The sequence below is a fragment of the Peribacillus sp. Bi134 genome (genome assembly GCF_918698065.1).
Lineage (GTDB): Bacteria > Bacillota > Bacilli > Bacillales > DSM-1321 > Peribacillus.
Window position 1 is genome coordinate 348,690 of sequence record NZ_CAKKLN010000006.1, and the last position, 23,088, is coordinate 371,777.

General features: G+C 39.0%; 24 protein-coding genes. 17 read left to right on the forward strand and 7 right to left on the reverse strand.

The genetic code is table 11. The annotated features are described in order from the left end of the window. Positions 1 to 594 precede the first annotated feature (594 nt). From LQ188_RS15530 to LQ188_RS15540, 3 genes are all read left to right on the forward strand, one after another. Positions 595 to 1,338, forward strand: a complete 744-nt coding sequence (locus LQ188_RS15530; protein WP_101224178.1) for an ABC transporter ATP-binding protein — start codon at positions 595 to 597, stop codon at positions 1,336 to 1,338. Further along, complete coding sequence (locus LQ188_RS15535; protein ID WP_230177341.1) at positions 1,331 to 2,539, forward strand: ABC transporter permease; 1,209 nt, start codon at positions 1,331 to 1,333, stop codon at positions 2,537 to 2,539. Before LQ188_RS15530 ends, LQ188_RS15535 begins: the two co-directional genes overlap by 8 nt. 275 nt (positions 2,540 to 2,814) lie before the next feature. Further along, complete coding sequence (locus LQ188_RS15540; protein ID WP_101224176.1) at positions 2,815 to 3,519, forward strand: EcsC family protein; 705 nt, start codon at positions 2,815 to 2,817, stop codon at positions 3,517 to 3,519. A 28-nt stretch (positions 3,520 to 3,547) separates the two neighbouring features. Here the strand turns inward: LQ188_RS15540 and LQ188_RS15545 are convergent, their stop codons facing one another. Next, positions 3,548 to 4,759, reverse strand: a complete 1,212-nt coding sequence (locus LQ188_RS15545) for a M20 family metallopeptidase (protein WP_230177342.1) — start codon at positions 4,757 to 4,759, stop codon at positions 3,548 to 3,550. 92 nt (positions 4,760 to 4,851) lie between these two features. Between LQ188_RS15545 and LQ188_RS15550 the strand changes: the two genes are divergently transcribed. Continuing rightward, positions 4,852 to 5,475, forward strand: a complete 624-nt coding sequence (locus tag LQ188_RS15550; protein WP_101224174.1) for a phosphatase PAP2 family protein — start codon at positions 4,852 to 4,854, stop codon at positions 5,473 to 5,475. Between the two features lie 175 nt (positions 5,476 to 5,650). On the opposite strand, the gene LQ188_RS15555 is transcribed toward LQ188_RS15550, so the two are convergent. Then, positions 5,651 to 6,166 (reverse strand): antibiotic biosynthesis monooxygenase, encoded by a 516-nt coding sequence (locus LQ188_RS15555; protein WP_101224173.1) that lies wholly within the window; start codon positions 6,164 to 6,166, stop codon positions 5,651 to 5,653. Positions 6,167 to 6,437: 271 nt separating this feature from the next. Here LQ188_RS15555 and hemE point away from each other — a divergent pair, with 271 nt between their 5' ends. The 3 genes from hemE (at position 6,438) to LQ188_RS15570 (ending at position 9,349) form a co-directional block, all read left to right on the forward strand. Then, positions 6,438 to 7,481 carry a uroporphyrinogen decarboxylase gene (hemE, locus tag LQ188_RS15560; RefSeq protein WP_230177343.1) on the forward strand — a complete coding sequence of 348 codons (1,044 nt, stop codon included), beginning with the start codon at positions 6,438 to 6,440 and terminating at the stop codon, positions 7,479 to 7,481. 78 nt (positions 7,482 to 7,559) lie between these two features. Continuing rightward, entirely contained in the window at positions 7,560 to 8,495 is a 936-nt protein-coding gene (gene hemH, locus LQ188_RS15565) for a ferrochelatase (RefSeq protein ID WP_101224171.1), read from the forward strand. A gap of 278 nt (positions 8,496 to 8,773) precedes the next feature. Then, the gene (locus LQ188_RS15570; RefSeq protein ID WP_101224170.1) at positions 8,774 to 9,349 is read left to right on the forward strand and encodes a TetR/AcrR family transcriptional regulator; all 576 of its coding nucleotides are present in this window, start codon (positions 8,774 to 8,776) and stop codon (positions 9,347 to 9,349) included. 158 nt (positions 9,350 to 9,507) lie between these two features. Here the strand turns inward: LQ188_RS15570 and yhfH are convergent, their stop codons facing one another. After that, positions 9,508 to 9,636, reverse strand: a complete 129-nt coding sequence (gene yhfH, locus LQ188_RS15575; protein WP_101224169.1) for a protein YhfH — start codon at positions 9,634 to 9,636, stop codon at positions 9,508 to 9,510. Positions 9,637 to 9,808: 172 nt separating this feature from the next. Between yhfH and LQ188_RS15580 the strand changes: the two genes are divergently transcribed. The 7 genes from LQ188_RS15580 (at position 9,809) to LQ188_RS15610 (ending at position 17,348) form a co-directional block, all read left to right on the forward strand. Continuing rightward, the gene (locus LQ188_RS15580; RefSeq protein WP_101224168.1) at positions 9,809 to 10,543 is read left to right on the forward strand and encodes an MBL fold metallo-hydrolase; all 735 of its coding nucleotides are present in this window, start codon (positions 9,809 to 9,811) and stop codon (positions 10,541 to 10,543) included. A gap of 41 nt (positions 10,544 to 10,584) precedes the next feature. Beyond that, entirely contained in the window at positions 10,585 to 11,574 is a 990-nt protein-coding gene (locus tag LQ188_RS15585) for a lipoate--protein ligase (protein WP_230177344.1), read from the forward strand. A 179-nt stretch (positions 11,575 to 11,753) separates the two neighbouring features. After that, positions 11,754 to 13,298: a fatty acid--CoA ligase family protein gene (locus LQ188_RS15590; RefSeq protein ID WP_230177346.1), complete on the forward strand. Its 1,545-nt coding sequence runs from the start codon at positions 11,754 to 11,756 to the stop codon at positions 13,296 to 13,298. Between the two features lie 168 nt (positions 13,299 to 13,466). Next, positions 13,467 to 13,994: an HD domain-containing protein gene (locus tag LQ188_RS15595; protein WP_101224165.1), complete on the forward strand. Its 528-nt coding sequence runs from the start codon at positions 13,467 to 13,469 to the stop codon at positions 13,992 to 13,994. A gap of 183 nt (positions 13,995 to 14,177) precedes the next feature. Then, entirely contained in the window at positions 14,178 to 14,846 is a 669-nt protein-coding gene (locus LQ188_RS15600; protein ID WP_157831088.1) for a response regulator transcription factor, read from the forward strand. Positions 14,847 to 15,130: 284 nt separating this feature from the next. Continuing rightward, positions 15,131 to 16,396 carry a M48 family metallopeptidase gene (locus tag LQ188_RS15605; RefSeq protein ID WP_230177348.1) on the forward strand — a complete coding sequence of 422 codons (1,266 nt, stop codon included), beginning with the start codon at positions 15,131 to 15,133 and terminating at the stop codon, positions 16,394 to 16,396. A 142-nt stretch (positions 16,397 to 16,538) separates the two neighbouring features. After that, positions 16,539 to 17,348 (forward strand): YitT family protein, encoded by an 810-nt coding sequence (locus LQ188_RS15610; protein WP_101224162.1) that lies wholly within the window; start codon positions 16,539 to 16,541, stop codon positions 17,346 to 17,348. 72 nt (positions 17,349 to 17,420) lie between these two features. Here the strand turns inward: LQ188_RS15610 and LQ188_RS15615 are convergent, their stop codons facing one another. Further along, positions 17,421 to 17,657, reverse strand: coding sequence for an IDEAL domain-containing protein (locus LQ188_RS15615; RefSeq protein ID WP_137017118.1), 237 nt, complete (start codon positions 17,655 to 17,657; stop codon positions 17,421 to 17,423). A gap of 320 nt (positions 17,658 to 17,977) precedes the next feature. Here LQ188_RS15615 and LQ188_RS15620 point away from each other — a divergent pair, with 320 nt between their 5' ends. After that, the gene (locus LQ188_RS15620; RefSeq protein ID WP_137017120.1) at positions 17,978 to 18,541 is read left to right on the forward strand and encodes a competence protein ComK; all 564 of its coding nucleotides are present in this window, start codon (positions 17,978 to 17,980) and stop codon (positions 18,539 to 18,541) included. Positions 18,542 to 18,589: 48 nt separating this feature from the next. Here LQ188_RS15620 and LQ188_RS15625 read toward each other — a convergent pair whose 3' ends face one another. The 3 genes from LQ188_RS15625 to LQ188_RS15635 form a co-directional block, all read right to left on the reverse strand. Beyond that, positions 18,590 to 18,808 carry a DUF3006 domain-containing protein gene (locus LQ188_RS15625; RefSeq protein WP_057275817.1) on the reverse strand — a complete coding sequence of 73 codons (219 nt, stop codon included), beginning with the start codon at positions 18,806 to 18,808 and terminating at the stop codon, positions 18,590 to 18,592. Continuing rightward, the gene (locus tag LQ188_RS15630) at positions 18,809 to 19,648 is read right to left on the reverse strand and encodes a ComEC/Rec2 family competence protein (RefSeq protein WP_101224158.1); all 840 of its coding nucleotides are present in this window, start codon (positions 19,646 to 19,648) and stop codon (positions 18,809 to 18,811) included. Positions 19,649 to 21,096: 1,448 nt separating this feature from the next. Continuing rightward, positions 21,097 to 21,468 carry a hypothetical protein gene (locus tag LQ188_RS15635; protein ID WP_101224156.1) on the reverse strand — a complete coding sequence of 124 codons (372 nt, stop codon included), beginning with the start codon at positions 21,466 to 21,468 and terminating at the stop codon, positions 21,097 to 21,099. 289 nt (positions 21,469 to 21,757) lie between these two features. Between LQ188_RS15635 and LQ188_RS15640 the strand changes: the two genes are divergently transcribed. Together LQ188_RS15640 and lepB are read left to right on the forward strand one after the other, a co-directional pair. Next, positions 21,758 to 22,372 carry a TVP38/TMEM64 family protein gene (locus tag LQ188_RS15640; protein ID WP_048680052.1) on the forward strand — a complete coding sequence of 205 codons (615 nt, stop codon included), beginning with the start codon at positions 21,758 to 21,760 and terminating at the stop codon, positions 22,370 to 22,372. A 33-nt stretch (positions 22,373 to 22,405) separates the two neighbouring features. Continuing rightward, entirely contained in the window at positions 22,406 to 22,969 is a 564-nt protein-coding gene (lepB, locus tag LQ188_RS15645) for a signal peptidase I (protein WP_230177350.1), read from the forward strand. Positions 22,970 to 23,088 lie beyond the last annotated feature (119 nt).

Genomic DNA, 23,088 nt, shown 5'->3' on the forward strand with positions numbered 1-23,088 from the left:
AGGAAAAATCATAAAAACAGGATGCAACATTAAGTTGCACCCTGCCTGTCGAAAAAGGGGGTTTTGCTTCAAAATTCGCATTAGCATAAATTCTCTGCGACAAACACCTCATCTACATTTTAGTAAAATACGGTTATTATCTGATTAGAGATTTTCCATTCAAAGCAACCATCTCCTATATCTTTAAAGTTTCATCAACTTTCAAAGCATAATTGATAATTATTGAATGATTTTTCTGCTTTTACGTGCAAGAGAACCATCTCCTTGCTCGAAACGATTTTTTTTATGAAGCTTCTGGTTTAATTCAGTTATACGTCTTTAACTGACACCTCATTTACAATATGATGTGAATCATTTGTAATAAATCTTATGGGTATTTCAGTGTAATACGTCTTTAACTGACACCTCATTTACAATATGATGTGAATCACACGTAATGACTAACCCCTTCTTCCTTAATTATGATGACCACAAAGGAGGAGAAATATAATTAGTTATTTATGGAAATTTAGTTCCGGGAACACTCGACTATATAAAAGCAGGAGAATTTGATAAAATGGAAATAAGAACCTCTATATAGAAAGGATCGTTTATATGTCCTTATTGGAAATAAAGCAATTAGTGGGCGGATACACGAAAACGCCCGTTTTAAAAGGAATAAGTTTTGAAATTCAGCCAAATGAGCTAGTAGGGTTAATTGGGCTCAACGGGGCTGGGAAAAGTACGACAATCAAACATATCATCGGACTCATGGAGCCGAAAGGCGGAAGTGTCTCGATTCATGGTAAAACACTTGCCCAGGACCCGGATACATATCGTAAACAATTCACTTATGTTCCAGAAACGCCAATTCTGTATGATGAGCTTACACTTGAGGAGCATTTAAAGCTTACGGCCATGGCACATGGTTTGGCGGAAGCCACATATAAAGAAAGGATGGACGTTCTGTTAAAGGAATTCCATATGGAGAAAAGGCTTAAATGGTTCCCGGCACATTTTTCAAAGGGAATGAAGCAAAAGGTCATGATCATGTGCGCCTTTTTAGTGCAACCGTCTTTATATATCGTCGACGAACCATTCGTGGGTCTTGATCCATTAGGCATTCAATCCTTGCTTGACTTGATGAGGAAGATGAAAGAGAGCGGTGCGGGAATTTTAATGTCTACACATATACTGGCGACAGCCGAGAGGTATTGTGATTCTTTCATCATATTGCATAATGGAGAAATTCGGGCAAAAGGCAATCTTGAGCAGCTTCGTGAACAATTTTCCATGCCGGGGGCAACTCTGGACGATTTATATATCCAATTGACGAAAGAAGAAATCGGTCATGAATAGTCAAAATCTCTGGAAGGAAAGATATTTAGGCTATATAAATGAAACGCAAAAATATCTTCGTTATATTTTTAATGGCCATCTTGTTTTTGTCATGGTATTGGTTCTAGGTGGTTTGGCATATTATTACAGTGATTGGGTGAAGACGTTAAACAGTGATTTCCCTGCTGAATTGATCATGGCCTTAGTTTTATCGATCATTGTAACCAGAAGCCCGATAAATACTTTCTTGAAAGAACCCGATACGGTATTCCTGCTTCCGCTTGAAACGAAGTTGAGAAGCTATTTCAAGAATTCACTGATATTAAGCTGGGTCATGCAAGGCTTTATTCTTCTTGTTGTCCTGATTGCATCGATACCGATGTATTCGAAAGTTACGGGGGCAGGAGGTAAGGACCTTGGAATTATCCTGGTCGTATTGCTTATTTTGAAGTTTTTGAATTTAACCATGCGCTGGCTGGTATTGAAATATCAGGATACATCAGTGAGCCATTGGGATTCTCTCATCCGTTTTTTACTTAATGGAGTGATTCTTTATTTCATCTGTTCAAGGGCAAATATACTGTTTGCACTTATAACCTTCTTATTATTGTTAGGTCTTTACATGTATTACCGAAGCGCAACTAAAGGTTTTGTGCTGAAGTGGGAACGGCTGGTGGAACTGGAGAACAAACGGATGAATTCTTTCTATCGAATAGCGAACATGTTTACAGATGTTCCTCATTTGAAAGGGAAGGTAGCGAGAAGAAAATGGATGGACTGGCTATTATCACTCATTCCGTATGGTGATAAATCAACTTATACCTATCTTTACGCCCGTACTCTGCTGCGATCCAATGATTATGTGGGCCTTTGTTTGCGTTTAACTATCATTGGATCCGTGATTTTAAGTGTATTCACTAACATATGGGCACATTTGATTGTAACGTTCATGTTCCTATTCATGACAGCCCTGCAACTGCTGCCGGTTTGGAAGGCTCATGAATGGAAAGTATGGGTCTCACTATATCCATTGCCAGCAAAAATGAGAGAATCTGCGGTCATAAAGCTAATTTCCTATTTCCTATTATTTGAGGACCTTGTCTTCAGTTTGGTCCTGCTAGTGAAAGGGGAATGGATGTCCGCTTTAGCCGCCTTGGCAATGGGGTTTGTTTTCATATTCGGTTTTAAAATCTATGCAGCAAAGAAAATTAAAAACTTTTAAGCAGAAGCTGATTTTCAAAAAATCAGCTTTTTCTTTATTAATGTTTCAGTTGATTTCAGAAATCTTCTCCCTTTGCGCCGACTGTCTGCCAAGCCTCCTCGGCGCAAAGAGCGCCGAGGAGGCTCCCGGACCGCCCGCGGAAAGCGAGTGCCTGGAGTGGAAAACAACGTTCGAATTTTACAAACCCTCAAAAAAACGTTTCAGTTGATTTTATGAAAATTGAAAATAAAAGCCTCGTAGGGGGTATATACATATTTAACGGAGGTGTTAAATGAATGGATGAATATGAACAAAAGGCATTTTCGGAACTAATATCATGGAAAAAGAAAGTAGCCAAGAAATCTGGCAGGCTTGAGCGGATGTCCAAAAAGGCGCAGATCAAATTGAATAGTTATATTCCAGACCGAGTGCACAAAATGATTACTGATAGTATTAAAGGGATGATAGAGGCCGTATTATCAGGTTCTAAATATATGTCTAAAGAAAAAAATGTAGTGCTACTATCCTTGCAGCAAAAAGAAGAGTGGGTTGCGGAAACTGTAACGGCATATCGGAAAACGGCCGTTATAGAAGGTGTGGGAACCGGAGCGGCAGGGCTTTTAATTGGATTGGCTGATTTCCCATTACTGCTTAGCATCAAGATGAAATTATTATTCGAACTATCCCGTATATACGGTTTCGATCCAAATAAATATGAGGAACGATTATTCATTCTCCATATCTTCCAGATGGCATTTTCAAGCGAGGAGAAGAAATTGGAAACTTTACAGGTAATAGAGGAATGGGATTCAGGGAAATGGCCGGAAATAGACTGGCAAGAATTTCAGCAGGAATATCGCGATCACATCGATGTCATCAAAATGTTCCAGCTCGTTCCAGGTATTGGGGCAGCTGTCGGTGGATATGCCAACCATCATTTGTTGGAACATCTTGGGGAAACGGCTGTCAATTGTTACCGAATCAGACTTCTTAAAGAGTAAGGGACGGGGGTAACCCGTCCCTTCAACATTACCGCAATAAAGATTCATTCACCATTTGGGATGATTGTTTCTTATTGTGATAAGTTACCGCTGCAGTGCCTAATATTTTGGCTGCAATGAGCATCGCATTTTCATCAATATCAAACAAAGGATGATGATGCGGATATGTATGTTCATTTTTTGGCCTGGCTCCCGTAAAGAAGAATGTACCTTTTACATTTTGTAAATAATAAGAAAAATCTTCACCTGTCATATCCGGGTCAATTTCCTCTGTAATCAAAACTTCCTTGACCGACTCAGTGCTTTCGATGAGGAATTTAGTTTCCTCAACATGTGGAATAACAGCTGGATAACCTTGAAAGTATTGATATTCATAGGTGCAGTCCGCAGCTATGCAGGTTCCTTTAACAATCCGCTCTATTTCTTCGCTAATGAATGAACGGACATCTTCCTTGAATGTGCGGACGGTCCCGATTATTTTAGCCTTATCTGCAATGACGTTAAAGGCATTATCTGCTACAAAGGAACCGACGGTAATGACTGCAGAATCTATTGGGTTTAGGCGGCGGCTCACGATTTGCTGCAGGGCCATGACGAGCTGAGAGCCGACTACGATTGCATCACGGGTTTTATGCGGCTGGGCTCCATGCCCGCCCTGCCCTTGAATAGTGATTTCAAAACGGTCAGCAGCGGCCATAAGGGGTCCATAAGCGTATTGGACTGTTCCGGTTGGGGCCGTTGCCCATAAATGGGTGCCGAAAATTACATCCACTCCATCAAGGCAGCCAGCCTCAATCATCGGTTTGGCACCCCCTGGAGCATATTCTTCAGCATGTTGGTGGATAAATATATATTCACCTTCGAGCTCATCCTTCAGTTCATTCAGATTTTTTGCAAGGACAAGGAGTGTCGCTGTATGGCCATCGTGTCCACACGCATGCATTACCCCGGGTACGGAAGATTTATAGGGAACTTCTTTTTCATCTTGAATGGGTAAGGCGTCGAAATCAGCGCGCAATGCTACGGTTTTACCAGGCTTACTGCCTGTGACCTTGGCAATAACACCATTACCGCCTACATTTGTTCGGTGTTCGATTCCAAGTTTTTCATAATATCCGGCGATGAAGGCCGCCGTTTGGGTTTCTTGAAAAGAAAGCTCGGGGTTTTGATGAAGATAACGCCGGATGGATACCATTTCTTCATATGAACCATCTAGAAGATCGTGTAATCGCTGTATCATTTTGCACCTCCCAATGATTGGATTAATTGTAAATAGTATATCATATTCTGAATAATCCAAAGTATATTAAATACCTCGAGGAGAGATATATAATGATTAAATATTTCTGGATTGCTTTGGTTTTGCTTTGCATGTTGCTATTCTTTTTTTTGATGCATGAAGTCCAAAGTGAGGAGGCTTTAGCGTTCGATACATATGTTGCGGAACTTTTTTCGGTAGGTGAAAATACTTTTTCGTTCACTTTCTTCAAAACCATTACCTATCTTGGGAAATCCAAGTTCATTGGTTTTGGAAGCTTATTATGTGTTCTCTATTTGTGGATAATAAAGAAGGATTATTGGACCATGGCCGTCTTCTCTATCGGAATTGCTGGGGGTGATGTGTTAAACGGGTGGATAAAAAATCATGTGAAAAGAGTGCGCCCTGAAAATCATTTGATGGATACCGCTGGCTTCAGTTTTCCAAGTGGCCACGCAATGGTGGGCCTTATTTTCTTCAGTATGGTTGCTTATTTAATCATGAAAGAAATTAAAGGGAACTCATTGAAATGGGCATTAGGAATCGGTTTCTTTTGTCTCATTCTGCTAATTGGTGTCAGTAGGATTGCTATGAAGGTTCATTTTCCAACTGATATCTTTGCAGGTTATGCATTAGGCGCGGCATATAGTTTAACCTTGTTTAAATTGCATAAATTCCTGGGGCCTAGAGTACTTTGAAAAAAGGATTCAGATAAAATTTATGTAAATATCCGTTGTATTTCCCCGGAAATAAAGAAGGAATTTGTCGGATTGTTATAGGTCTTTATGATTTTTTAGCGTCCAAATAACGATCTGCATTACTATGAAAAGGCCCATCCTTAAGGGGATGGGCCTTTTATTGAGCAAGAATGGATTATTCTTCGGAATCCTTCACCAATGTATATTGAGTAACATAGGCTTCACCCGAAAACATCTTCTGGCTGGAATTCGTAACGGGAGCTTTGGAGTCGCTGTTATGCGCCATCTTAAAGGAACCGGAATTCTTCCAGTTCAGGAAATCAGCTTGTTTCTCCCAAATCGTTAGAATTACATAAGTTTCAGAATTGATTGGCCGCAGGACACGAAGTGCGACGAAACCTGGTTCATTTTCAATGAATCCGGCCCTGTTTTTAAAACGATGTTCGAATACCGGCCTTCCTTCTTCACTTACAGGGATATTGTTCATGACTACATACCCATGATCCTGAAGGTTTCCTTTCCCATCAACTACTTCATACTTACGTGGAGAGCTGAAGATCGTTTTACCTGTTGTTTCATGTAAAAGTACTGCAGTGTCAGGATTTTGCATAAGTAATATTTTTTCATTCGGGTGCTTATCTTTTTTGATTTTTAAAAAATCGTAAGTGCCTGATGTGATGAATACATTCATAAATTCCCCTCCAATTTCTATATAGAACCTGTATACCCATTTTACCCAATGAATAGTGCTTTTACCATTTCCAAACTAACCATTAGGCTTGTAAACCGGTAAGATATTTATAAAAACGTCGATTTTCTGACAAATATATAGGTTGGCTATACTTCTATTATAGAAAAAGCTATAGTTTAAGGAGATTCGATTTGAAATTCAACATCCTTCTGATATTCTATGTAGGTAATGAATAAAAATAGAAACGTGATTGCTTGAAAGGTGGATATTAATGTCTAAGGAAATTACGAATGATACATTCTTAAAAGCTGCGAGAGGAGAGAAAACGGATCATGTGCCTGTTTGGTATATGCGTCAGGCCGGCCGTTCACAGCCGGAATACCGTAAATTGAAAGAGAAGTACTCTCTTTTTGAAATTACTCATCAGCCGGAATTATGCGCTTATGTAACTAGATTGCCAGTCGAGCAATATGATGTAGACGCTGCGATTTTATATAAAGATATAATGACACCGCTACCAGCCATTGGTGTCGATGTTGAGATTAAGTCCGGAATCGGTCCGGTCATATCCAATCCGATCCAATCGGTATCAGATGTTGAAAAATTAGGTGAATTGAACCCAGAGAAAGACATCCCATATGTGTTGGACACGATTAAATTATTGACCACGGAGCAATTGTCCGTTCCTTTGATCGGTTTCTCCGGGGCTCCGTTCACCATTGCTTCATACATGATTGAAGGCGGCCCCTCCAAAAACTACAATAAGACGAAAGCTTTCATGTATACAGAGCCAAAGGCATGGTTTGCATTAATGGATAAGTTAGCGGATATGATCATCATCTATGTCAAGTCGCAAATCAAAGCCGGCGTTAAAGCCATCCAAATCTTTGATTCCTGGGTGGGTGCTTTGAATGTTGAAGATTACCGCGTATTCATCAAGCCGATCATGACTCGTATCTTTTCATCATTGCGTGAAGAAAATGTACCGCTAATCATGTTCGGGGTCGGCGCAAGTCACTTGGCACTTGAGTGGAATGATCTTCCGATTGATGTAGTCGGGCTTGATTGGAGACTGCCAATTAAAGAAGCAAGACAAATGGGAATCCAAAAAACGGTACAAGGTAATCTAGATCCTGCCCTGCTATTATCTTCATGGGATGTTATAGAAGAACGGACGAAAAGGATCCTGGATCAGGGCATGGAGCAGGACGGCTACATCTTTAATCTTGGTCATGGGGTTTTCCCGTCCGTAAATCCGGATACACTGAAGAGGCTGACCGCTTTCATTCATGAATATTCATCAAAAATGAAGTAAGGTGAGCGAACCATTTGCTAAAACTCCTTTATTGGATGCACAATAAAAGAACGAAATCTTTAAAAGAGGTGTAACTTCATGTCAAGAAAAAAAATGGGCCTTTTAGTCATGGCTTATGGTACTCCATACACTGAAGAGGATATTGAAAGGTATTATACACATATTCGTCATGGGAGACGGCCAAGCGACGAATTGATTGCCGACCTAAAGGGCAGATATGAAGCGATCGGTGGATTATCCCCGCTTGCAAAAATAACGGCAGGACAAGCTGAAGCGCTTGAAAAGAAATTGAATTCCGTTCAGGAGGAAGTTGAATTCAAGGCATATCTTGGACTGAAACATATTGAACCTTTTGTTGAAGACGCAGTGAAACAAATGCATGAAGATGGAATCAAAGAAGCGGTCAGTATAGTATTGGCTCCGCATTTTTCCACATTCAGCGTGAAGTCTTATAATGGACGTGCCCAGGATGAAGCAGCTAAATTGGGGAACCTCACCATCACTTCCGTTGAAAGCTGGTATGATGAGCCAAAATTCATCCAATATTGGGTAGACCAAGTAAAAGAAGTAATCGGGAAAATGACCTCGGAAGAACGCGATAATTTCGCTTTGATTGTGTCGGCACATAGCCTCCCTGAAAAAATCCTGCAATCGGGAGATCCGTATCCAAATCAACTGAAAGAAACGGCAGACATGATCGCTGAAGGCGCAGGGGTTAGCAATTATGCAGTAGGCTGGCAAAGCGCTGGACAAACACCTGAACCATGGTTGGGACCTGATGTACAGGATTTAACCAGAGATCTTCATCAAGCAAAAGGTTATAAAGCTTTCATTTATATTCCTGTCGGCTTTGTTGCCGAGCACCTTGAAGTCCTTTATGATAACGATTATGAATGTAAGGTTGTGACGGAAGAGATTGGTGCAGGCTACTATAGGCCGGATATGCCCAATGTTAAACCTGAATTCATCGATGCTTTGGCAACAATCATTTTAAACAGATTACAGGAAAAGTGATCAGTCAATAGGAGAAAGTAGTTTAACAATGTTTGCAATGTGCTCTACATATTTACATGTGAAGTTGAAAGATGTTGTACAACTGGAAAAGCGCCGCTTTCTTTTTACTTGACCTTGGTGATTTAAATGAATACTCGAAAAAGTGGCTGTCCAGTAATGAGGATGGCCATTGTTTCTATAAGTAATTGAAAATATAATTGAAAAGACTGAAAATTTTTGGTATGATATCGTTGAACATAATGACTGTTTTGTCCGTTTGGTCAGGATTGAGGTGGGAAATGTCTGTTGATCGTAAAAAATTAATTTTAGAAGCTGCGACCAAGTCGTTTTCACTTTTTGGATATAAGGCAACGACGATGGATCAAGTCGCTAAAATTGCCAATGTGGGAAAAGGGACCATTTATACCTTTTATAAAAATAAAGAAGAGCTGTTTAAAGAAATCGTTCAGCGGTTGATAGAGGAAATGAAATATGAGGCGGAACAATCTTTGGATGACCAACTTTCCTTTTTTGAAAACCTGCATCGGGCCGTTTATCGAATTCTGGAGTTCAGGCAGGAACATCAATTATCTTTGAAACTTCTTCAGGAAGAGCGCGAAATTGGGACGCCGGCCGTTCAGGAAATGGTTAATGAAATGGAAGAAGCCATTGTCTCCTACATTAAGGAAAAACTAAAAATAGCGATTGATAAGGGCTATATACAGCCTTGCGATCCAGAGATAACAGCATTCCTGATGCTAAAGATGTACCTAGCACTGATTTTTGATTGGGAAAGGAACCATGCCCCATTAGAGAAAGAGGAAATTGCTGAACTATTTAAAATATATTTATTCAAAGGATTATCCGTTACGTGATAATTCTATTTTTTTTGCTCAAATGCAATGAACCCGAAATAAAAAGAAGAGATACCGTTCGGTACCTCTTCTTTTTATTTCGGGTTTTCAGCTGCGAAACCGAACCATATATGAATTCATCCTGCTATTTGGGAAGCGGATGGTGAAACACAGGACAACTACTCTCCAGATAGGCAATGATCACAGTGGTTTCCATAACATTCGTGCTGTTCTTCAATTTTTTTTCCGCATTCCGTGCATTGTTTCGGTGGCAGGTTTTTAAAGAACTCAACGCTACTTTGAAGCATGAAATCATCTCCTGAATTTTTTTATTATTCGCTTTTCTATGGTTTTATTGTATTATAACAGATTTTAAATGTCAATGAATGTTTTATAACATAAGTAAAAAAGGTGAAATAAGGGCAAGAATAGTTTATATTAATGGGGAAGTCATTGAGAGAAAAAAAGGAGTGCCTAAGCATGAAAATCACCGTAATTGGCTGCTGGGGCGGTTATCCAGCTAAAAATGAGGCAAGTTCCGGCTATTTGCTTGAATATGAAGATTTTCGCATTCTGCTTGATTGTGGCAGCGGTGTTCTATCACAGCTGCAAAACCATATGAAGCCGGAGGATCTTGGTGCAGTTGTATTATCCCACTATCATCCGGATCATGTAGCGGATATTGGTGTACTGCAGCACGCTGCGTTCATACAGCAGATATTGGGCAGCGAAAAAAGGACCATTCCTATTTATGGTCATGATTTAGACGAAGTCGAATTTGGTAAGTTAACTTATAAAGACGTGACAAAGGGGATAGCTTTCTCTGCTGATCAACCCTTAACCATTGGACCGTGTAAATTTACGTTCATGAAAACGAAACATCCAGTACCGTGTTTTGCAATGAGGATTGAAGCTGAAAATCATTCGATAGTTTACACAGGGGACAGTTCATATATGGATGAGCTTGCAGATTTCGCTAAAGACGCAAATGTTTTATTATGTGAAAGTAACTTTTACAGTGATATGGATGGGTCAAAGGCGGGGCATATGACGGCAAGGGAAGCGGGCATGCTGGCAGAAAAGGCTGACGTCCAGCTTTTGCTGTTAACTCACCTCCCGCATTATGGGAATCTTGATCAACTGAAAAAAGAAGCATCCGAGGTATTCAAAAGAGAAATAGCTGTAGCCAAAACCAATCTTGAATTTCAACTATAAATGAAACATCGGGGATATGAAGTCTACAAGGAGGAACAACTGTGCTTTTTATTGATAATAAGGGAATTACAGATCCAAGAATTAATCTGGCCATCGAAGAATATGCGCTTAAACATTTAAATATAGATGAAACCTATCTTCTATTTTACATTAATCGTCCTTCAATCATCATAGGAAGGAATCAAAATACGATTGAAGAAATCAATTCCGATTATGTAGATGGAAATGGCATTACAGTTGTTCGCCGCCTTTCCGGGGGTGGAGCAGTTTATCATGACCTAGGGAATCTCAATTTCAGCTTCATTACGAGAGATGATGGGGATAGTTTCCATAACTTTAAGAAATTCACCCAGCCTGTCGTGGAAACGCTCGAGAAACTAGGAATACATGCTGAATTGAGTGGTCGTAACGATATTCTGGCTGAAGGAAAGAAGATTTCGGGAAACGCGATGTTCTCAACTAAGGGCAGGATGTTCAGTCATGGGACATTGCTGTTTCAATCAGAAATGGATCACATTGTATCCGCTTTAAAAGTGAAAAATGATAAAATCGAGTCCAAAGGGATTAAATCGATAAGAAGCCGTGTCGGTAATATTGCCGATTTCCTAAAAGAACCGATGTCTGTTGAAGAATTCCGTTCATTCCTTCTGCAAAATATTTTCAAAGAGAGCGGAAAGGTAACAGAGTATGTTTTAACCGAGACGGATTGGGAGAAAATTCACGAAATCTCGGAAGAAAGATATCAAAACTGGGAGTGGAATTACGGGAAATCACCTAAATTCAACTTGCAAAACTCACATAGATTCCCTGTGGGATCTGTTGATATCCGCCTTGAAGTGAACAGGGGAATCATTGAAAATTGTAAAATCTACGGCGATTTCTTCGGGGTCGGAGAGGTTACGGATATTGAACAAAAGCTTACTGGAATACGCTATGAAAAGGAAGCAATCAGCAGGGTACTAGATGAGATTGATGTTCGTCATTATTTTGGCAATGTAACGAAAGAAGAAATATTGGCTTTAATATATTAAGCCTGAAAAGCCGTCCCGACTTAATGGGATGGCTTTTGTTCCTGATAATGACAGTAATTGCTGGAATATGGATAAAATTGTTGCTGTGATCGCATTCTTTTAATATAATAAAAATGTATTTAGTTTACCATAAAAATGAATGACTATTCATTCATGCTATTTGCAGGGGAGGGAGAAAGATGAATTTATCTGAACAGCTTCATCAAATGGCTTTAAAAAAGGCAGGTAAGCCAGCATATTACTTTATGGATCAATCCACTTCATATGGGGAATTGGATAAAGCCGTTACGAAGTTCGCAGACGAATTACATAGGCTTGGTGTTTCAAAGGGTGATAACATTGCGCTGTTATTAGGCAACTCTCCACATTTCATCATTTCGTTGTATGGAGCTATGCGAGCAGGGGCGACCGTAATTCCCGTCAATCCAATTTACACACCTGACGAGATTGGTTATATCCTGAATAATGGCGATGTAAAGGTTGTTGTGGCATTAGATAAGCTTTTACCCTTACTTGAGAAAATGAACCCGATTCTCTCAAGCGTAGAACAATATGTGATTTGTGAAACGCAGCCTGATAATGGGGATATTAGCAAATTTAACATCTACCCAAAAATGAAATCGTTTACAAAAATGATCGAATCGGGGGATGAAGGCTTTAAAGGTCCAGAACTGGATCCTGAAGATACGGCAATCATACTCTATACTTCGGGAACAACGGGGAAACCAAAGGGGGCCATGCTCACACATACCAATATCTACTCCAATGCACATGATATTGGTGAATATTTAAGAATCACGGAAAGTGACCGTGTCATTACGACATTGCCAATGTTCCATGTTTTCAGTTTAACGGTAGTTGTGAATGCCCCATTGATAAGCGGAGGTACGCTTTTAATTGTCCCGCAATTCAGTCCAAAGGAAATATTCAGGCAAATCAAAAAATATGATGCGACCGTTTTTGCTGGAGTGCCTACGATGTATAACTTTCTTTTCCAATATCCAGATGCGAAAGAAGATGCTTTAAAGTCGTTACGCATTTGCATATCGGGCGGATCCGCCATGCCGGTGTCCTTGCTTGAATCATTCGAGCGGAAATTTAATGTCAGGGTTTCAGAAGGATATGGCCTATCCGAAGCTTCTCCTGTTACCTGCTTCAATCCTTTGGATCGTCCAAGGAAGGCGGGATCCATCGGAACCTCCATCCTTAGGGTGGAAAACAAAGTGGTCAATGAGCTTGGAGAAGAAGTGCCGATCAATGGGGTAGGGGAATTGATTGTCAGAGGTCCGAATGTAATGAAAGGGTATTATAAAATGCCTGAAGAATCAGCCGCTGTCTTGAAAGATGGCTGGTTATATACAGGCGATTTAGCCAGGATGGATGATGAAGGCTATTTTTTCATTGTAGATCGTAAAAAGGAGCTTATTATCGTCGGTGGCTATAATGTCTATCCACGTGAAGTGGAGGAGGTTCTGTATGCCCATCCTGAAGTAGTTGAGGCGGCTGCCATAGGCGTTCCCGATCCCAATCAGGGGGAAGTGGTTAAATGCTTTGTGGTAAAGAAAAACAATGCATTGACCGAGGAAGAACTGCTTTCCTATTGCATGGAACACTTGGCCAAATATAAGGTGCCGGCAAAAATTGAGTTTTTGGATGAACTTCCAAAAAACGCGACAGGTAAAATTTTACGACGCTCTTTGAAAAACCATGTACTGCAAAACTGAATTCATTGATGGATCATTGCCTATAACCGGCAATGGTCCTTTTTTTGTACAACCAAAGTGTATCAAGCTGCATAAAATATATCGGAGAAACTTAAAACCTTGATTCTTGTTTAGAAAAGAGTTATGATAGTCATTAAAAATTTCCACATAATTGTAAGGAGGGGTTAGATGAGAGATGTAAAGCTTTTGGATATTTTTACACATCCCATTGCTCAAAAATACTTGAACCGTTCAGGGCTGTCACATGCGATTGCGGTAGCATACCATGCTTTTCACTTAGCAAACGAATATAATGTCGACCCTGATATTGCTGCTAAAGCTGGACTTTTGCATGATATGGGTCATTTCACCTGGTATCGCAATGGTAAATGGGATTATGATCTTTATAAACAAAATGATATTCACCCCATAAAAGGTGCAGAACGAGCACATAAACTGTTAATCCGCTTGGGAGAAAACCCGATTAAGGCAAAGACCATTTCCCTCGCCATCTTATTTCACACCGATTCGTTCTTACCTTCAAATGATATTATTCGTACACCGCTTCAGCAAGTCGTCAAATGGGCCGACGAAAAAGATGAAGAAGAAGGTGGAAAACACCATTATCGCAAAATTGATTTTCCACGGGCAAAGGAGAGCATCATGAAACTTGATACGCTCATAGATGAGGAACAAAGAAAAAGGCTATCATCCTGAAGGCAAACGGGTTGATAGCCTTTTTATGTCAGGAGGAGCATAGTTAATTAAAGTATTTTACAGTTTAAATTTGTTATCAGGTGAATTAATGATGTAAAATATAGACCATTAGAACTATTTCGCTGCGGGAAATTATAAAAACGATCGGATTAATAACAAATAATGAAAAGAACAGGTGAAGTTATGAAGTCGATTAAGCTAATGATATATGGTGGTCAGGGAGGACTTGAGGGAATCATTGAAAAAGAAGCTGACATTAAGGTCATAGGGATAACCGGAAATGAAATGGACCTTCTTGATTCTGATCATAGACCATCAGTCATGCCAGATGCCATTCTTATTGATGCCCGGTCATCAGGGAAGTATGGACAGGAAGTCATGCCAATCCTAAAGGAAAAACACCCATTTACTCCTTTCGTCATTTTTACTGCCTATTCAGAAGATCATTATCTTATCGAAGCGATATGCCATGGTGCAGCAGGTTATGTGTTACAGGGTGGCGGAATGAAACAAGTGCTGTCGGCAATCCGTCAATGTGCCAATGGTCAAATAGTCTATCCTGCCTCAATAAAATCAATATTAATGAAGAAGCTGCAGCAGAATGTTGAAAGATCACCAGTAACTTTGGATAAGGCAATCGAAAAATTGGGAGCCTTTTCCAAACGCGAGTATGAACTGCTTATCCTGATAACCCAAGGGGAAACGAATCAGCAAATTTCAAAAAAACTTTTTCTATCCATCGGCACGGTAAAAAACTATATAAGCCGGATTTACAGAAAACTGAATGTTAATAATCGACCGGAGCTTATTGCGCTTTTGTATAGCTTTCAAAATAGCGGGATGAAGGGATGACTTACTCATGTCCGTTCCCCCGTTAATCGTTTTCACGGATCCTTTATCGGAGTCACATTCCAAAACAATTAGGTAGCGGCAGAGAGACAAAATCGTTTAACCCACCCAGCCCTCAGCTTTTTAAAAATGCCTCTGCATATGCATCATTCCGCCTGGTGGATATTAAAGAATCAAGAAAATGATGGAGATTGAAAAGAATAAATATATAGAAGGTAAATGCGGTTCTAACCTGTCCATTTTGGATTAAACTATTAAGAGGGAGATTCGGTTTAAGGAGGGGCATCATGGTCAGAAAATGGGCTGGCAGAGCGATTCTATTATATATCCTTTATGCAGCAGCGATGTATTGGTATATTTTTTATGGAGCTGATACCTCCATTCCCGAAGCTTTGCGTGGAACTGCAGCAGATCCTGCAACATTCCTGAATGCAAGGGAACTAAAGCTTAGCGAAGAATATTCAGGGCTGCGGAATTTCATTTTTTTCGTATCCACGCCATATGAATGGCTGCTGTATTTCTTCATTTTACTATTTGGTTTATCAAAAGCATTTGAAAAGTCGTCAAAGGCGGTCTCGAGAAGGAAAGCGATCAGAACGGGCATTTACTTATTCTGGCTTTCCGTTATTTCTTACCTGGCACTGTTTCCAATCAGTTTCATTGGATATCGGATGAGCAAAAGTTACCATATAAGTACACAAAGTTTTACCTCGTGGATGAAGGATGGAGTCATCGAATTCTGGGTGAATTTTGGGATGATGTTCATTATCGTTTCCGTTTTATATTGGTTAATGAAGAAAAGTGTGAAGAAGTGGTGGCTCTATGCCTGGATGTTGTCCATTCCATTTACCTTGTTCCTGATGTTTGTTCAGCCTGTAGTGATTGATCCGCTGTACAATGAATTCTACCCGCTAAAAAATAAAGAGCTGGAAACGGAAATATTGGCACTTGCGTCACAGGCTGAAATTCCGGCTGAACATGTGTATGAAGTAAATATGGCGGAAAAGACAAATGCCTTGAATGCATACGTGACCGGCATAGGTTCCAACTCAAGAATAGTTCTTTGGGATACGACTCTGAACAAACTGAAGGAAGATGAAATCCTTTTTATCATGGCACATGAAATGGCTCATTATGTGGAAAAGCACATTTATATAGGGATTGCAGGTTATTTAGGACTGACTTTAATCGGTTTGTGGCTGACATCGAAAATAATGAATTTTATCATTAGACGCTGGGGCCACCTGTTAAAGGTCCGTTCGGTTGACAGCATATCATCTCTTCCATTATTTCTCTTAATAACGTCTGTGCTGCTCTTTGCTTCGAGTCCGCTGTCCAATTATGTTTCCAGATATCAAGAAACAAGGGCTGACCGTTACGCCATTGAAATGACCGGGGATAAAGAATCAGCAATCACGACTTTCCAGGAACTCACGAGGTCGGGTTTGAGTCAGGTCAACCCGCCATTCCTGGTTAAATGGCTGAGGTATTCCCATCCAACCATGCTCGAACGGATTTCAACTGTTGAAAATGCAGATACAAAGGGTGATTGAAAGCCAGCTGAATACCAGCTGGCTTTTTTTCTTCGGAAAGTGGAAGTTTGTAGTTGTTTTCAGAAAAAACTATTATTTTTAAAAATCTTAGGTTCTCTACTATAATAAATTAAATTCCCAGTTCGTTTTAAGGAGATCGGATATGTATAATGTACTTTTCATCACTATAGGCTCAGTGCTTGTGGCAGTAGCCTACAACTTATTTTTGATACCACATTTAATTTTAAGCAGCGGACTTAGTGGGCTTGCGATTATGTTCGGAATCATCACCCCGGTCAACACAGGGATATTGAATTTTCTGATGAACCTGCCATTGCTGATTCTTGGATACCTGAAATTAGGGAGACGCTTTATCACCTATACGATATTATCAGTTGTCGTGATTTCCGTCAGTTTATATCTCATTCCAGTTCACGGAATTTCCACTGAACCGATTTTGTCTTCTTTATTTGGCGGAATCATATCGGGAATCGGTATAGGCATCGTCTTTCGCGCTTCGGGGTCTTCGGGCGGCTTTGACATCATTGCCATGCTATTGGCTAAGAAGAGCGACTTTCCGCTTGGTACATTGCTTTCGGTGATGAATGCAGTTGTGGTGGTTATCTCAGGCTTCATCTTCGGTTGGGATGCCGCATTATATACGCTGATTTCCATTTATGCAGCAGGAAAGGTGATCGATACGATCCATTCCAATCACATTAAATTAACATTGATGATCGTGACCAAAAAGAGTGACGAAATGAAAACGAAGCTCCTGACCAACCTATATCGTGGTATTACAGTCATGGATGGTGAAGGTGCATATTCAGGAGAAAAGAGTAAAGTAATGATGACAGTCATTACACGTTATCAGTTAACCGATGTAAAAACGATGATAAAAGAAGTTGATCCGAATGCTTTTGTCAATATTACCGAAACATCCGAGGTCATGGGGATGTTTCATAAAGAGTGATGATAATTAGAAAAGCCTCCCAACATTATGGGAGGCTTTTTTGATCATTAGGCTTTTTTTAAATCATGCATTTTAATTTCCAAACTGTTTTAGTAAAACGTTCATTTCAGAACTTAGTTTTAAGAATAAAGGTTTGTTTTTCTTATCCAAGGCTTCATCGATCTGTTTTGCAAGGATATTCTTTTTGGTAGTAAGGACGGCTTCCTGAATAATCATATCAATTAACATTTCCTGAACCACGGCATCGTTTTTCATTTCGCTCATTGATAAGGACTTCACTGACTCTGAATAAGATTTTTCATTTTTCAAAGTTACCACCCCTGACCCTTTTTATTATTATATGGATTTGAGCGGATAAAATCAACTGAAAATTTAAAAAATTTAAATATTAATAGAGAATGTGTCGTTTATATGAAGAAAAAGCCACTATATAAAAGAATTTTTAATTCTTTGTGAACTTACTTTTTATGTTCAAGGGTTGTGCTATTATAGTGAGTAATTTAACATACATTTACTATCTCCATTCACTTTTCTTCGGCAATGGGGAATGGAAGGGTACAAGCAATTAAGGGCATAAGCTTTGGTAAAGTAAAAGCGATGTTTAGCAATAAGGAAGAGGTGGATTAAAAATGAAGGAAAACAATCAGGGAATCATCGAGGAATATGAAATCACGCCACATACATTGATGGTTTCGCCAATCAATTACGGCAGTAAAATATATGCCCGTATAGTTGAAATGGAGGACGAGTTCATATCCCCGTTTAAACCTTTGGAAATAATAAAGAAAAGCTGTGAGTTTTTCGGATCAAGTTATGAAGGACGCAAGCAAGGCACAAAACAGCTTATAAACATCACACATAAAGCACCTATTGCGATCGATCCGACCAGTTCGATTTTCTTCTTTCCCACTACATCTCCGTTGCGTCCTCAATGCATCTGGTTATCACATGAGCATGTGGTATCCTATGATCGCCTGGATTCCAAACATACTACCATCACATTCAGGAATAGACAAACCATCGATATAGCAGTATCATGCAGTTCTTTTGAAAACCAGCTGCACCGGACTTCGTTTTTAAAAACGAAATTGATCCAGAGGATTGAGGAAACAAAGAGGAAATCATTCTATCTGTTCACCGAAGCAAACGGGGTCAAGGCTTCAGAGGTAATGTCAAAGTATATACCGCGTTAGACATTCAAAATTAAAGCAAGCCCTTCTTATTAAAGAAGGGCCCAGGAATTAATCTTCAAATAATTCATCCATTAGATCGTCAATTTCTTTTCTTAACTTCTCAGTGCCCTCTTTGGAAATGGTGATGGTATCTCCATCGATAATCAGCATATCTCCTACTTTTGCTCCCTTGGGGAGAGCGCTTTTAGGAAAATCCTTCATGTCACCACCATCGATTTCAACGACAGCGATCTTTCCTTCGAAGCGGTCAATAATACCTTGTACCATTTATTTCACCGTCTTTACAGTAATTTTCTGACCTGTAGAAGTAAAAATAATGTTACCTGATTTATCTGTGCGATAAGTTTTGGCCTTCACTGAATTCAACCGTTTTATAACAGTGGAAGTAGGATGCCCATAGCCATTTTTTCCTACACTGATTACAGCGTATTTCGGTTTTGTTTTGTTAATGAATGCTGAACTAGTTGATGTTTTTGCACCATGATGGCCGACTTTAAGTACATCCACACTTGGTACCAGTTTTTTAGCCAGCATATCTGTCTCTGATTTTTCTTCAGCATCACCTGTAAACAAGAATGTTTTTTTGTCGTGTTTAAGTAAAAGGACTGCACTCCAATTATTTAAGTCAGACTTGGCATATTCTTTAACAGGTGCAATGAATTTAAGGGAATTATCCTTAGCTTTAGTGTTGATTTCCACACCAGTCTGCGCTTTTTTTATTGTAAGCTTCTTCTGCTTAACAGCCGTTAAAAAGTCTTTATATGCCTGGGTAGTATGAGAAACTTTAGGGGCATACACAGATTTTACATTAAGCGATTTAATCACATAAGCCAGACCGCCCACATGATCCGCATCTGGGTGAGTGGATACTAATGCATTAAGTGTTTTCACCTTTTGCTTTTTTAGGTAGGCTACAACTTCGTCGCCCTTTCCTTTACCGCCGCCATCAATTAAAACGTTTTCGTTACCGGTTTGAATAAGGATGGCATCTCCTTGTCCAACATTGATGAAATGTACCTTCACATTTGAGGCTGCCTCAGTTGTTTTAAGTCCAGTGAATAAAGACAAAACAAGAACAGCAACCAGTAGAATATTTATTTTCTTCATTTTTCCCCTCCAAATAATAATTTACCATGTGTAATTCGAAAAATGGGGATTTGGACATAATTTTCTTTGTGATAAAAAAAGGAAGCGGGTATCAGAATCGTGGTTAGGTAAAATGATCCTGGGTATTTATGATGGATTGTCGCTGGTGAAGAAGGGGAATGTATCTGAGTTTTTAATATGGTGGAGGAGATGATATTCTACGGGCGGATAATGGAATGATTCTTTCATACGATCAATCATATCAATGTTTGCTTTAGCAAAAGTCACAACCAAAAGCCCTTCTCATATGAGAAGGGCATCAGAATTAATCTTCAAATAGCTCATCCATTAAATCTTGAATTTCTTTTTTTTATGTTTCAGAGCCTTCTTTGAAAAAACATCGATATACAAACATTTCCTCTTTTGCTTCCTTAGGATAAAGCATTTTTACTGTAATTTTCTAATTTGTGGAAGTTAGCTGAACACAGTTTAAGGATAGGTATCATAAAATGAATAGTTACTGGAAATGTGTACAGCCTTCTTCTCTCAAATGGTTCAGAAATAGAGGTGAGAGAATGCTGAATTTCAAATCACTTCTAAAATGAAACTACCTATTAAAGTGATAAAAAAACATGCTCTCCCAATAAAAAGTGCCTTTTGGGGGACCTTTAATTGCTTCTCAAGGTAATATATATATCCAAAAATGAAAGACGTTCCTAATGTAAGAATAATGTAATCTGCTTCAAAACCTAGAATTGTATAGTTATATACCGGTATACTTCTAATATAACCAATAACGAATACCCCTATTGCAATATATCCAAGTATAGAATTTATTATAAGGCTACTCTTTTTCATAATTTCCCCCGACTTTATTTAGACTGCACTTCATAGCATTCGTATATCATTTTAAAGCGACATGCCGTAAATCAATATAAGGGTATAAAGATTTATATGTTATGAAATTTTTCTCTTTTTTTGACCCCATTGTATAATTTCTGTCTCTATGTAACCCTTATTATCTCTTTCCGCTAACTATTCGGGAGGTCTGTACTTTCCGTCTTCTTTGTTATGTGTTTCTTCTGGATAAATCTCTTTAACAAAAGTTTTCAAAATGAAAATTGGTGCAATATACTGTGTTTAGACAAAATACTTTCTGCTATTCCAATTAGATCTAATAGATTGTACACCATATATTAGTAAAATGTTGCTATGATTGGATATAATTAAATACGTTAGCAATTAATCAAGAAGCATTTACAGAGTGTAGTTAAAATCAGAAAATCAAATTTACTCGATGGAATATCATTTGCTGATAAAGTTCCAAATAAAAAACATTATAGCTTATTCTTAACCGAAACATTCCGTTACGTTAATTCATATATTGACTGATTAAGCTTAACCTTCTCATATAAGATACTGGATGATCTAAGGCTCCAAACATCCACATACATGGATGCCTGCACCCGCTAATTCCTTGAACGGTGGTTTTTTTCGAAAAAGTAATAACATAACAAGTCTTCAGTTTTGTTGCGAAGGCGGGGATTGAAATAATTATGATGTTCCTCGTATCCTTTATATAAAAAACAATACATCGTGAAGGATTCATCGCGTTTGATTTCACTAACCTTAATATTCTCCTTGCGCAAATAGCGCCGCACCTCGGCAAGTTCGTCTTGAACCACTTTTAAAATATGTTCGACTAGCTCCGAATAGGGCCTTTTTAATTTAAACGGACTAATTTCGATGACCTTGAGATCCCGGTTTAAGACTGTAATAACCATAGGGAGGTAGATGGCTTTTTCAATCATATTTCGGTCATCTTCTGGAATGCGGGTCATCATGACCGCCCCTTTCTAAAATAGCGCGTTTTTAATAATAGTATGTATATTCTGCAAAATAAGAACATATGTTCTGTTTTTTATCCTAATGTATTTTCAGTGTATATGCAAGCAGTTTTGATAAATCAAGAAATATTCGTTAACAAGATTATGTTTTCCGGAGATAGGGAAAGTATGAAGATATATGGATAATAATTCTTGCAATTTCAGGGGAAAGTGATATATCTAAAATAAACAGTTTTTAATAAGTTTATGCTGCAATGATGGCAGCATGTCGAGGGAGATAATTATGGATTTGGATACTATACGTGAGTGGTTTACACTTGATCATATATCGGCACTTATTCAGCAATATCGCTCATTCGGTCCAATTCCTGGGATCTTGCTGCCGATGCTGGAAGCATTTTTGCCTTTTTTGCCCTTAGTGGTGTTCGTGCTTGCTAATGCAACGGCTTTTGGTCTCTGGTGGGGATTTTTATTTTCTTGGATTGGTGCGGTAGCGGGGTCTTTTTTGATCTTTTGGATTATTAGAAGATATGGTCAAATGAGGTTTTTCCGATTTTTGCAAAAGCATAAACAGGTGCAGAGGTTGATGGTTTGGGTTGAGAGCCATGGATTCGGTCCTTTGTTCATATTACTCTGCTTCCCTTTTACACCTTCGGCTATCGTTAATATCGTGGCAGGACTTTCAAAAGTCAGTACCCTGCAATATGGACTTGCAGTAGTGGGTGGGAAAGCGGTGATGATTTTTACGATCAGCTTCGTAGGTTACGATTTAGTATCATTAATTCATAAGCCTGTGCGAACGATCATTATCGGAATCGTCATCTTTATCCTATGGTATGTGGGAAAAAGACTGGAAGTCAGGCTAAATAAAAGCATGAAGAGAGAAGAAGGACAATAAATTAATATATAAATGCAGTAGGGGTTGAACTAGATGGAAAAAACAAACAAGAATTCTTTATCCGATTGGATAAAACCAGCGATGATAGCTTTTGTTATTTACATCTTAATCCGTACATTTCTCTTTTCAAGCTATGATGTTGAAGGGAAGTCGATGCAGCCGACCCTTGAAGATGGAAATAAACTTGTCGTGAATAAAATCAATTACCGGATTCATGATATCAACCGTTTTGACATTATTGTTTTTCATGCGAATTCACAAGAAGATTATGTTAAGCGAGTCATAGGGATTGCAGGTGACCGAATTCGTTATAAAGATGATTGGCTTTACGTAAATGGTGAAAAAGTGGATGAGCCTTATCTTGAGAAATTCAAGGAAGGTTTCCCGGAACAGGATTTTACAGGTGATTTTACATTAAAAGAATTGACGGACATGACCAAAGTTCCGGAGGGTAAGCTTTTTGTCATGGGTGATAACCGTCTTGAAAGTGCTGACAGCCGTCATTTTGGTTATATACCGGTTGAAAATGTTGTCGGTAAAGTGGATGTTCGATATTGGCCGGTCAATGATTTCAATTTTAAATTTACAGGTGAATGATTGCGGAAGCCCCAAAATTATGTGGGCTTTTTCTTTTGGGGGAAAACGCGAACGTACGATTGGTGTTTTTTAAAGGGAAACGGTAAAATAATAGAAAGTAAATCTAATTGGAAACAGAA